Here is a 12,720-nt window from a genome sequence, read left to right as displayed (position 1 = left end):
ATTTGTAATAGCAGAGAAAAATACTGGGCTGGAGAAAGCGGGGAAGGTAATGCTAGGTGAGGGTACACAGCTAGCTCAGGGCCGCTATCGTCTAGTGCGATCGCTAGGCAGCGGCAGTCTGGGCGAAGTCTACCTGGCCGACGATCTGCATATGCGGCGCCGGGTAGCCATCAAGATCATTACCGCCGAAGCCACAACCTGTCTGGATGCCACTGCGGCCTCACAGGCAAGACGATATATCGAGCGTGAGCTGAGGGCCATCGCTCGTCTGGATCATCCTCACATCCTCGATCTCTACGACTATGGTGAAGAACTCTGGCAGCGCTTACTGCTGCTCTACATGGTCATGCCCTATCGGCCTGAAGGCTCGTTAGCGGGCTGGCTGCGCCTGCGTTCGCAGTTTGGCCCTTTAAGCCCCCAGGAAGTCAGTGACCTCATCAGCCAGGCGGCTGATGCCTTGCAGCACGCACATGATCAGCAGATTATCCATCGCAATGTCAAACCCTCCAATCTGCTGATACAGCTCCATCCGAGACAGCCGCGGCGTCTTCACCTGCTGCTGAGCGACTTCAGTATCGCGCGCATTGCGGAGGCCAGCCTGACCACGGGCCAGATCATTCGAGGGACACCGACCTACATGGCGCCTGAGCAATGGGAAGGTCAGCCAACCTGCGCCACTGATCAATATGCCCTGGCGATCATGGCCTATGAGATGCTCACAGGCCAGCCCCCTTTTCGGGGTGGGCCGGGACCTCTTATGTACCAGCACTTGCAAAAGATGCCACCGCCGCCTAGCAGCCAGAATCCAGCGCTGCCCCCAGCTATCGATCGCGTACTGCTCCAGGCTCTGGCCAAGCGACCAGAGGAGCGCTTTGGCTCGGTAGCTGCCTTTGCCAGTGCCCTAGCAGAAGCCGTTACTGGTCGAGGATGGCCCCCCGAAGCGGAGCTGGCGGCAGACGAGGCCGCCAGGTCGGAGGAGAGCGGACTCATTGAGGTAAGACTGGCCATTAGCCAGAGCGAGGCACGTCATGGAACGTGCCGGCGCCTGAACGTTGCCGGCGAAGAAGTCGAAATCGAAATTGCACCTGGCGTCGTCGATGGTCAAATGCTACGGGTTACCGGCTGGCAACGTCAAGGCGCTGACTCAGGCACGCCGACTGAGGAGTCCTGGCCAGACCTTTTACTCAAGCTGGATGTAGTACCGGATGAGCTACTGGCTGGTCCAGCCGAGAACAACGGCGGCGGTCCGGCCATGCCTGTCACGGCAGCAGCACATGCCTTAGCGTCGTCTGCACCTGCTGACGTTCCACAATTGCCTTTCCCGCCGCCTTCACCTTTATTCCAGAGCGAGCCTTGGGCCAGGTGGCCAGCGAGAGGTGAGCCAGGGGAAGGAGCAGCTTTGAGCGGAACCATTCCCAGAATGGCCTCCCTAACTCGCACACCTGTTTACAGCACCACGGGCGACACGAGCGCGATGCGACCGTTCTCGCCGGTGCGCGGATCAATGGCGACGGGCGAGTCGCGGATGACCCTGGAGGAGCCACTGACGAGACCGGCGAGCACAGGTCCAATGCTGCTCTCTTCGTCAGATGGCCAGGGCATGACCGAGTTACGTCAGCTCGCCCGGCCAGCGCGACGCAGCACAGCCCAAATCGTTACTGTCTTGCTAGTCCTCTTTCTCCTCTTTGCCAGCAGCGGTCTCCTGGCCTACTTCCTGGTGACCAGCCAGCCGGCAACCTTGCGCGGGGAGAGCCAGCGAGGAAAGCCCTGGGAGAGTGCTACTACAGTGAGGGCGACCCAAATAGCTAGTGAGGAAAGCCAGACAGAAGCCCGTGCCAGGACCACACCCACCCCGGCACGCAGCCCGCAAGAAGCCACAGCAACGGCACAGGCTCAGCAGGAGGCCATCACCGCCACCGTGCAGACACAGCACCATGCGCAAGCCCAGGCCACTGCTGACGCTCAAGCTCTAGCCCAGGCTCAGCTAGCTGCTACAGCCACAGCCCAGGCGACGCAGCCGCTCCTGGTGACCGACAAAACAAACCTGCAAGCTCATCCCGGAGCCAATAGCAGCGACTGTGTCTACGTGCTGCCCGCCATCGATAGCAGTGGCTACCCAGGCTGGTCCTGTAGCTTGACCCTGAGTAGCCGAGGTCCGGCCCAGCAAAACCTGAGCTGGTCCACCAGCATCGCCGGTCCCGGAGGCAATAGTAGCCTCTGGCCAGTCCCTGCCAATGAAAGCGGACGGAGCGACATCTATCTCTTACCGGCAAGCGGTCAGATTCACCCCCAGGGAGTCCAGCAGGTGCGTATCATCGTGCGTGACTTCTCCCAGGGCACCGGTTGCCCCAGTAGCTACCTCTTGCGCTTCAATGGCCCGGCGAACTACGTCGATGTGCTCTGGGCCTGCTCCTAAGCCCGAAACCTTGGTCAGGGTAGACTGGACAGACACAGCGGAAAAAGCTTTCTCCAGCGCTGTGGACCTCCGGTCCGACTGGGGCTGGGCTCCTCCCCGGCCAGGCCGGAGCCGCCCCGCTTCTTATTTTTGTTCTTGACAATATACATATACGTATGTTATTCTCCCTCTCAACTTTATGTCTATACGTAGACATATACAACAGATAGACTGTCTCACTGGAATGGCCAGAAGGGAGCGAGGCGGGACTGTGCGCCTAGGCTAGAGCTGGGCGCTATCTGCACTGGACCGAGGGAGCGCAGAGCAGCGCGGGAAGGAGGTACCGACATTGCCCAATCGCACCATCTATGTAGCAGATGCTGATCTACCCATCTTCGAGAAAGCTCAACAACTGGCGGGTGGCAATCTCTCGGCCACCATTGCGGCGGCCCTCCGCCGCTTTGTGGAACGAGAGGAGGCGCGGCGTGCTGGCTTTGAGGAAGTGACGGTCAGGGTTGGCAAGGCGGCCCGCATTTATAAGCGCTTCTGGGGGCGCTTACTGGCCCGCGGTCTCTCATGCCAGCCGGAGCGAGGCTGCGAGATCATGTATCGCATCTATCAGACGCGCAAAGGCAAGTTTGCTGTCTACATTCGTGAAGGGCCGGCCTGGAGCGACCGACGCTATTGGTCGCGACGGACCTGGCTGGGGCGTGAATGGGCTTGCTGGCCCCAGGACTATGACTATCGGCTAGAGATCTACGACTCTCGGGAGGAGCTGCGCCGTCACCTGCCGGTGGAACTGTATGAGGCGGTCTCTCTGGCCATCGAGGCCGATCAGGAGGAAGACGGTCCAGAGTTTCTGGACATCTAGCGAGTAGCTCAGCGACGACGTTATCTCGTCCCACGTCGGACATCTTTTCAGGTTGTGAGGTAAGGAATAGTCAACTAGTCTTCCGCTCAAACGTATATCCGGCTGTCATAGCGCAGAGCTTGCAGTTAGCTGCCGTCCTCTAGCTGCAGCTTTGCTGCGATGTTGAAGAGCTGCAGCAAGCGAAGAAAAGAGGCCACCATGACGACAACACATAGAGAGCAAGCGATTTCTCTGCTAGCAGAGACCAGGGAAGAGCTAGCGATCGACGTGCGCGCTTTAGTCAAGCGCTATCCCCGGAGCAAGGTCAATGCCGTCGATAGCATTTCCTTTAGCGTACGACGAGGCGAAATCTTTGGCCTGCTTGGCCCCAATGGAGCGGGCAAGACCACGACGATCGGTATTCTCACAACCAGTGTTTTGCCTACGAGTGGCAGCGTCCGTATCATGGGCATCGATGTAGTGCGTGATCCCATCGGCGTCAAACAGCGCATCTCGGTGGTGCCTCAGCGCAGCAATCTGGACCAGAGTCTGCGCGCCCGCGAAATTCTGACCTTTCACGCTGCTTATCATGGGGTGCCGCGCGCAGAACGTGAGGCGCGGGCTGACGCCCTCCTCAAAGAGCTGGGTTTAGAGGGACGGGGCCGCGAAAAAATCGGACGCTACTCGGGTGGCATGGCGCAGCGCTTGATGCTGGCGCGCGCTCTGATGCATTCTCCCGATGTGCTCTTTCTGGATGAGCCGACCAATAGCCTTGATCCGCAGTCGCGGCTCTTCTTATGGGATCGTATTCGCGCCATGCATGAGCGCGGAGTGACGATTCTCTTGACAACGCATGATATGGAGGAGGCCGAGCAACTCTGCGAGCGCATTGCTATTATGGATCATGGCCGTATCCTCGTACTTGATACGCCTGATAACCTGAAGAAGCTGGTACCGGGTGGGACATGCCTGGAGCTACGCGTACGCCTTCCTCAAGAGGCCTTGGTTGCCACTGGCCAGGAAGCCGCCTCCGTTGATGGCCTGCGTTCTCAACTGGAGCAGCTACCAGGCCATCCCCGCGTTGAGGAGGTGCCCAGCGATGATGAGCAGGATGCTCAGGGCCTGCGTTCCTTGCGCCTCTACTGCGAGCAAGCGGGTGAGCTAGCTGTCGAAGCCCTGCGTATTGTGAGCGCCGCAGGTGCTGAGCTGCGCGATCTCCATGTGGCTCGTCCAAGTCTGGAAGATGTCTTTATTCACCTGACTGGAAGGAATCTTCGCTCATGAGCGTCCAAACATCGATAGATGCAATCTTTCTGGAAAAAGAGACAAAGGAGAGAAGAACTCGCAATCGACTGGCGATGATCCTGGTGGCTTTTCTAGCCATCTTGCGCCGTGACCTGGTGGTCACGGGGCGCGAGTTCATTCCTTTTCTGATCCAGGTGCTGCTGCAGCCCCTATTCTTCCTCTTCATCTTTGGCAAGGTGTTGCCCTCAATTGGGGCCGCACAGCAAAGCTATGCCTCGCTGCTGTTGCCAGGTATCGTCGGCCTCACAGTGGTCACGACAGCCCTGCAGGGGGTAACGCTGCCGCTGGTCCTGGATTTGGGCTTTGGACGCGAGATCGATGATCGCCTGCTGGCACCTCTGCCCGTAAGCCTGGTGGCGCTCGAAAAGATCCTCTTTGCGGCCCTGCGCGGCCTGGTCGCTGGCGCCATTATCTTCCCACTGGCCTATTGGGTTCTGGGAAGCAATTACAATGTGCGCACCGATGCGATCGGAGTCATCATCGGCATTATGGTGCTGACGGCTCTGGCCGGGGCGACGCTGGGTCTGACCATCGGCACGCTGGTGAAGCCTGAGCAAATTGGTTTGATGTTTGCTCTCATCTTTACACCTCTCATCTTCACAGGCTGTACGTACTATCCCTGGAGTCAGCTCGATGGTATCCGTTGGTTTCAGGTGATCACGCTCTTCAATCCTTTGACCTATGCCTGCGAGGGGCTGCGCTATGCAATGGTACCGCCAATTCACGGCTACACCTTGCCGACGCTCGGCATCGGCTGGGTACTGTTGGGTTTAGGAGTGACCTTCGTCGGCTTCCTCGGGCTGGGCATCTATACCTTCCGTCGCGCAGTGATCAGCTAATCCGCGCCCGGTTCGGCCTGATCAGCGCTGGCCATTGCCTGTAGACGCAATCCTGATCTGAGTGCGTGGCATGCTGGCCGTGCACCTCATGGCGACCCACCCCTGTCGAGGTAGATGCCTTGTTGCAACAGGTGGAGGGTCGCTGCTTTTTTGGAAAAGTGATAAGCCTGCGAGCTAGCATGCAGAAACTTGACGCACTCCCGCTATCTCTGCTACACTTAGACTGCTGCCACAAAACATATTGATCTATCAATTACAAGAAAACTGTCTGTATTGATTGAACTTCCCCGAAAGCATCTCTGAGCCGACAGCGGGAACGGCGATCAAGACCGAAGCAGGAGCGCCATGAGCACATTCCCAGAACTGCCACCGGCTCCCTTTGGGGAAAGCCTGCCTCCACTGCCGGGCGGGCCTGCCGAGATTGCAGAGCGTCTGCGACGCAGTGAAGAGCGCTATCGTTCGCTGGTAACGGCCACGGCTCAGATTGTGTGGGTCGCCAGTGCCCAGGGACTGGTTGAAGAGGACTCCCCGTCCTGGCGGGCTTATACCGGCCAGAGCTTTGAGGAGATGCGGGGCTTGGGTTGGCTAGAGGCTGTCCATCCTGATGATCAGCCTGGGACGCTGCATGTCTGGTCGCAGGCGCTCGCCAGTGGTGGCTTTTACGAGATTGAGTATCGCATTCGACGCTACGATGGCGTCTATCGTACTTTCTGGGTCCGTGGGGTCCCCGTACGCGAAGCCGATGGGAGCATTCGCGAATGGATCGGTACCTGCACAGACATCACCGACCGCAAGCGGCTAGAGGATGAGCTAGTTCAGACCGCCTATGAGGCCACCCTGCGCGCCAATCAGCTAGAGGCGACCTTCGAGGCCATGACTGATGCGGTCTTTATCTTTGACTCTGAGGGGCGAATTCTTAGCGTCAATGCCGCAGCCCGCCGCTTTTTAAGCCGTGTGGCACCGCTCCCGGAGCGGGAGATGACGATCGAGGACTATCTGGCTCTGCTCGACCCGCGCGATGCCACTGGACAGCCGCTAGCGCGCGAGCAATGGCCATCGCGGCGCCTGCTGCAGGGTGAGGTCATTGCCGATGCTCCCTTAAGCGATCTGCTCTTGCGCATGTCCAATGGCTGTGAGCGCCGCATCAGTGTGAGCGGCTCCCCGGTACGCGATGACCGTGGCTGTGTCATCGGAGCTGTGGCGATTGCCCGCGATGTGACCGAGCGCTATCTGCTAGAACGCCGCACCCATGAAGCTCTAGAGGCCTTGCTTGCTCTGGCCGAAGCCCTGGTAGAGATCCCGCGCGATCTGGCTGACTCTCAGCCTCGGCTGGCAAGCCTACGGTCCGCTGAGGCTGGTCCCCCTTGCGAACAACAGCAGCACGAAATCACCCACCACCTCGCACGGCTGATCTGCCAGGTCTTGAACTGTCATCAGGTTACCATCCTGCGTCTGTCTCCCGAGCGGGAAACGCTTCAGCTATTGGCTTATGCTGGCAATGACGACTATGATGGACGCTGGCAGCGGTGGCTACCCTGGGATGATGCCACGGAGCCACCGCTCAGTAGTTGTTTCCCTCCCGAGGCTGTAGCTGCTCTCCGTGCCGATCGCTTGCTCGGCCAGAGTGATGCCGACTGTAGAACGCTTCCAATCCAGGCAGGTGAGCGCTATGCAGCGGTGATTGCCCCGATGCTTATTGAGCAGCAGCTTATCGGCCTGATTCGCATTCAGCATGCTGAGCGCGGGCATGAATATAGTGCTGAAGAAATGGCGCTAATCAAGGCCGTAGCTCGTCTAGCGGCCCTGGTCACTGAGCATGAGCGCCTCTTGCATGAGCGCGCCGAGGCCCGCGCTAATGAGCTGGCACTGCGCGAGAGCAATCGCCGTATGGATGAATTCCTCAGCATCGCCAGCCATGAACTCAGAACGCCCTTGACTACCATCAAGGGCAACGTCCAACTGGCCCGACGCCATTTGCAGCGCTTGCCTGTGACCGACGAGCAGCGAGAAAAGCTAGCCATCATCCAGGAGTTGCTTGAGAGGACTGATCGTCAGACTGGTCTGCTCACGCGTCTTGTGCGTGATCTGCTCGAATCATCGCGTGTCCAGGCGGATCGCCTGGTAATGCAGCGTCGGCCTGAGAACCTGGTGGTTATCGTTCGCCAGACGGTGAACGATCTACAATCAACAGCCGCCCAAAGGCGTATTCGTCTGACTGTAGGGGGCCAGGAGCTGACAGAGGGAGATGAGCCACCGCCGATCATGGTTCTGGCGGATGCGGAAAGCATCAGCCTCGTTGTCACCAACTATCTCACGAACGCCATCAAATACTCTCCGCGTGAAAGTCCGATTGAAGTCTGGATTGAACGAGAAGAGCGTCAGGCCCGCGTCTCTGTGCGTGATCAGGGGCCCGGCCTCCCGCCTGCTGAACAGCAGCGCATCTGGGAGCGCTTCTATCGAGTGCCTGGCATTCAGGCCCACGGCAGTGCCAGCCCAGGTCTTGGCCTGGGTTTGCACATTTGCAAGACGATCATCGAACGTCACGAAGGGGTAGTCGGGGTCTCCAGTCAACCCGGGGCCGGCTCGACCTTCTGGTTTACCTTACCGTTGCTCATAGAGGCGGGCGAGGGCCTGGGAAGATAAGATAAAGCGCGCCACCCTTTCTTGTCCCTGTCCGCTAACGGCGCATTGGCCCTCTGGCTGGGGCTAACCAGGCAGCCTGGTCTATCTGGCCTATTTACGTTGCTTGTCTGCTTGAATGCTTGACAGAAACGGCTCCGTTTTCTAAGCTAAAAGTGTCAGCCAGATCAACCCATCGCTCATCGTCTCTCGCAGAAGCTCATCAACCAATCTGCCCCTGTCGTCCGCCACTACCTGTGGTCTATTTACTGCCTTGTCCCACAGAGGCAAGGCCGTAAAAGAGAGGGAGGGGGAGGCCGCGGCCTGGTGGACGAATATCTCAGGAGAAGGCTGGAACGGGCCGATTGTTCCAGTAGGGACGGAGTAAACCAGCAGGGGGCTGAGTTCTGGTATGATCAACCATCAAGACACGCGACAAGATGCCGAATGGGCAGCGGCACAGCTTGAGCGTGGTCAAATCCTCGCGAAGCTGTCCACTGGCGATCGGCAGCAGCATCTCTCAGAAGCCATAGCCTGTTATGAGGCGGCGCTGCAGGTCTACACGCGGGACGAATACCCGCGCGAGTGGGCCTGTGCTCAGAAGGGACTGGGCGACGCCCTGGCCCAGCTAGCCACCGGTGGGCGAGAAGCGAATCTAGAGCGGGCCATAGCCTGTTACGAGGCGGCGCTGCAGGTCTACACGCGAGACGAATACCCGCGCGAGTGGGCGCAGCTCCAGCATAATCTAGGCACCGTCTACAGTCAGTTGCCGGGCCAAGAGCGCAGCGAGCACCTGCGGCGGGCCATTGCCCACTATAAGGCGGCCCTCACCGTCTTCCGCGGGGAGCAACTCGCTACCCAGCGGATGGTCACGCTGCAGAATCTCGGAAATGCCTGGTGTGATCTCCCAACGGGAGAGCGCCGCCGCAACCTTGAAAGGGCCATTGCTTGCTATAAGGCGGCTCTACGCCTCTGCGAACGTCAGCGGCATCCTCTGGAGTGGGCGCGGCTCCAGAACAATCTTGGCACGGCCTACCTTAGCCTGCCCGCGCGCGATCGTCGCTTGCACCTGGAACGCGCTATTGCCTGCTACGAGGCCGCCCTGCAGATATATACCCATGCCACCCATCCTCACGAGTGGGCGACTGTGCAACAGAATCGGGGCAACGCCTATCTCCAGTTGCCTGGACAGCCACGTCGCACCAATATTGAACGTGCTATCATGTGCTACCAGGCAGCCTTGCGCGTTTTTAGCCGCAATGCCTTTCCGTCGGAGTGGGCACGGCTACAGAACAACCTGGGTATCGCCTATGCCGAACTGGCCAGCGTCGGAGAAGGGCAGGAACGGCGTGCCTATCTGGAGCGGGCTTTGATCTGCCTGCAGGCGGCGCTGGAGATGCGCACGCCCGAGACGGCGCCGCTCGACTGGGCGGCGACTCAGCTCAATCTAGGCAATGTCTACCGCAGCTTACCCGGGCGCAAGCGTCAGGAGCATCTCGCACGAGCCATCGATTGTTACCGGGCTGCTCTGCGTGTCTATAATCGGGCCACTTATCCGGTCGAGTGGGCGCTGACCCAAAGTAACCTGGGCAATGCCTATGCTGATTTTCTGGGGCCAGCGCGCTGTAGCTTCCTGCACAAAGCCATCGCCGCCTACCGGGCGGCGTTGCAGGTCTACACACGAGAGGCTTTTCCCTATGAGTGGGCCAAAGTGCAGTATAATCTGGGCCTGGCCCTTCAGCAACTAGCGGATCGCCAGACTGGTCTGCTCCATCAAGCGATTCGCTGCTATCAGGCGGCGCTGCAGGTCCTGACGCGGGAGGGCAGTCCCGAAGAGTGGGCCCAGCTTCAACGCGCGCTGGGCGATGCCTGGAGTTGCCTGCGCGAAGGCAATCGCTACCGCCATTTGAGGCAGGCCATCGCTTGTTACGCAGCAGCTCTGGAGATCTACCGACCCGATAGCGTCCCCCTCCTCTGGGCAGCCACGCTACAGGCTCTGGGCAGAGCCTACCGCTGCCTGCCGGTGAGAGGTAGGCGACGCCAGGCTGCCCTGCGCCAGGCCCTGGCCTGCTACGATCAGGCACTGCAAGTCTACACGCGGGAGGCTTTCCCCTTTGAGTGGGCCCAGTTGCAGTTTGAACGCGGTAAAGCCTACAGCCAATTGGGAAGCGATCCGCGTACGCGGGCTGGCTATCTGGAGCAGGCGCGTAATTGCTATCGGGCCGCCTTGCGCGTCTTCTATCGCCTGCAGATGGATCGGGAGGCTGCGGCGGTTGACCAGGCTCTCAATCGTCTCAGGCAGGCCCAGGCACTGCAATTGCGCCACTATCAGTCATATCGTCGCTCCTGAGGGCTTGGCTTGGACGAAAGTCGGGTCAAGAATAAGGAATGCATCATCAAGCCGCAGGCAGCTCGCTCTGGCTGATCAGCCTCCAAGATAGGCTCAGCCTGAAGCGAGTGCTGCGGCTTCTTCTCTACACGCGGAGGCTCACGGTCGTGAGCGGCGAAGGTCAGACGGTGCTGCCAACAAAGGCGCGGAGCAGCGAATGGAAGGCCTCCGGCTGTTCCTCATGCAGATGCTCGCCACAGCGCTCAAGGATGTGGGTTTCAATCTGTGGATTGACGCGCTTGAAGGAAGCGCTCACCCCTGTGCCGTTGTGGCCCCAGAGCGCCATCACTGGCACGGTAAGGCGCGCCAGTGGCTCGCTGACATCTGCATGCAGTCTAGCGGCCAGCAGATCGGCGACAGGGAAGCGCGCATCGGGCTGATGGGCACTGATATAGGCATATTCGATCAATTCATCGCTGATGAGCGAAGGATCGTAGTAAGCACGCTCTTCATAGTAGTTGCGGATTGCGCGTCTGGTTGTCAGCAAATTGTAGGCGAACTGCCCGACAAGTGGAAGGCGCAGTCCAAAGCGCATGGCCGTCAGGAGCGGGCTGGGGGAAGGCTCTTCGAGCATGGTCGCCGGGGGGGAAACCAGAACCAATCGTTCATAGCTGCCTGGATGACGATAGGCGTCGGCAATAGCATAGGCCCCGCTGAGTCCGCGCGCCACGACAAGGGCCGGCGCCCGTACCGCCTCGCGCAGGAAATCGCTGAGCAAGTCGCTAAAGATCTGTGGCTCATAGGTGATGGCCGGGCGGTCAGAGAGACCGAAACCAAGCAGGTCCAGGGCATAGACGCGGAAATCCTGGGCCAAAGCTTCAAGGTTGCGTCGCCACTCGTAGGACGAGGCGCCTGGCCCTAGACCGTGCACGAGTACCAGCGGCTTCGCTGAGCGTGGTCCCTGCATGGTATAGAAGACGTCGCCGTATTTCCAGGGATAGCGGCGCCCCTCGCCGGCAAGGCCGGGACTCAGCTCGCCGGCCAACGCTTCCGTGATCTTATTCACTACCGCCACTGTACCTAGCACTCCACTGGCAATGAGGCCGGTCGCCACGATTTTCCCTCTAATTTTCATAGAGATACTCCTTGTCTTCCTCTCAGAAAAAGGCATCAGCGTCGCTTGTACGCGAATAGATTGCTGCTTTACCTCAAGAACAGCCGCTGTCTCTGACTGTTCCTCTGATGGTGGCTACTCGCTGCCGGCGCTGCCCACTTTGGCAGGCGCCGGCCTGGGTCAACCGTAATATATCACGTGGGCTTGCAGAGCGGGAGAGCAGGATCTGCCAAAGAGGATAGAGCATAAGCAGAGGAGAAGCCGGGGGGCCGGCGCGGTCCCATCCCCCCTTGCGCATCACGGCTACCCTATGTTAAACTCTACTATAGGTGTGAGAGTGGTTCTGCGTCCACTCTCTGCCAGCGTTTTCCTTCTCTTACCCTTTCCCCTGTCTCTGTTTCTGCCCCTGAAAGGGGGCATTTGTGCGTAGAAGAGCCTATTCTGTGATCTATTAACTGTGCCTGATCTGCGCTCTACGCGCTGTCTTGCCTTGACGTCCGGCGAATGAGGAGTGGTATGGCCTATTGTGTTGGTGAGTATTACGAGCGAGTTGAAGATTACGACCTACAATATCAAAACCAGAGTGAGCGAGATCTGCCCTTCTGGAAAGGGCTTATCGAGGAATATCATCCTCATCGGGTGTTGGAGCTAGCCTGTGGCAGTGGACGCCTGGGTCTTCCTCTGGCGCGCTGCTTCCCTGACCTGATCATTGAGGGCCTGGATAGTGCCCCTCAGATGCTTGCCGCCTACCGACGTAAACTTGAAAGCGAAGCGCCGGAAGTGCAGCGCCGCGTGATCCTCCACGAGGGCGACATGCGCGACTATCATCTGCCCGCCTGTGGAAACTTTGACTTTATCTTTCTGCCTTTCAACTCGGCTGCACATCTTTATACCATTGAAGATCAGCTATCTGCCTTTCGTTGTACATATGATCATTTGGCGCCTGGTGGCCGCTTTATCGTTGATGTCCAGCTTCCCGACCTTGACTATCTGAGTGCTGCCCTCAATCGTCCTACCCAACTCTATCTTGAGGACGAGATCAGTGACCCGGCGAGCGCGAGCACCCTGCTCATCTACAGCAGCCGCCGCTATGATCCCTGTGAACAACTTGAGCACATGGTCTGGATTCATGAGCGCTTCTCGGAGCAGGGAGAGAATGAGCGCTGTCTTACGCAACTCGACCTACATATGTACTTTCCGCGTGAGCTGCAGCTACTCTTTCTGGCCAGCGGCTTTGCGGTAGAGGCTATCTATGGTGATTACGAGCGG

General features: G+C 59.0%; 8 protein-coding genes. 7 read left to right on the top strand and 1 reads right to left on the bottom strand.

Translation table 11 applies throughout. The features are described 5' to 3' along the window. The 6 genes from IRZ24_RS09595 to IRZ24_RS09570 all read left to right on the top strand — a co-directional run. Positions 1-2,416, top strand: a 2,416-nt coding sequence (locus tag IRZ24_RS09595) for a protein kinase (RefSeq protein ID WP_297163131.1), incomplete at its 5' end; no start/stop codon positions are given. A 328-nt stretch (positions 2,417-2,744) separates the two neighbouring features. After that, complete coding sequence (locus IRZ24_RS09590) at positions 2,745-3,266, top strand: EXLDI protein (RefSeq protein ID WP_297163128.1); 522 nt, start codon at positions 2,745-2,747, stop codon at positions 3,264-3,266. A 198-nt stretch (positions 3,267-3,464) separates the two neighbouring features. Continuing rightward, positions 3,465-4,529 (top strand): ATP-binding cassette domain-containing protein, encoded by a 1,065-nt coding sequence (locus IRZ24_RS09585; protein WP_297163125.1) that lies wholly within the window; start codon positions 3,465-3,467, stop codon positions 4,527-4,529. Further along, on the top strand, positions 4,526-5,389 hold the full coding sequence (locus IRZ24_RS09580; RefSeq protein WP_297163122.1) for an ABC transporter permease: 864 nt from the start codon (positions 4,526-4,528) through the stop codon (positions 5,387-5,389). The genes IRZ24_RS09585 and IRZ24_RS09580 overlap by 4 nt, the downstream gene beginning before the upstream one ends. 345 nt (positions 5,390-5,734) lie before the next feature. Further along, positions 5,735-8,032, top strand: a complete 2,298-nt coding sequence (locus IRZ24_RS09575; protein ID WP_297163119.1) for a PAS domain S-box protein — start codon at positions 5,735-5,737, stop codon at positions 8,030-8,032. Positions 8,033-8,420: 388 nt separating this feature from the next. Continuing rightward, on the top strand, positions 8,421-10,358 hold the full coding sequence (locus IRZ24_RS09570) for a tetratricopeptide repeat protein (protein WP_297163116.1): 1,938 nt from the start codon (positions 8,421-8,423) through the stop codon (positions 10,356-10,358). A gap of 160 nt (positions 10,359-10,518) precedes the next feature. Here IRZ24_RS09570 and IRZ24_RS09565 read toward each other — a convergent pair whose 3' ends face one another. Next, positions 10,519-11,472 (bottom strand): alpha/beta fold hydrolase, encoded by a 954-nt coding sequence (locus IRZ24_RS09565; RefSeq protein WP_297163114.1) that lies wholly within the window; start codon positions 11,470-11,472, stop codon positions 10,519-10,521. Positions 11,473-11,967: 495 nt separating this feature from the next. Between IRZ24_RS09565 and IRZ24_RS09560 the strand changes: the two genes are divergently transcribed. Continuing rightward, the coding region (locus IRZ24_RS09560) for a class I SAM-dependent methyltransferase (protein ID WP_297163111.1) at positions 11,968-12,720 on the top strand (753 nt) is incomplete at its 3' end.

This window comes from Thermogemmatispora sp. (genome assembly GCF_019683755.1).
In the GTDB taxonomy this organism is placed as follows: Bacteria; Chloroflexota; Ktedonobacteria; order Ktedonobacterales; family Ktedonobacteraceae; genus Thermogemmatispora.
This window is presented reverse-complemented; position numbering and strand designations above follow the sequence as displayed.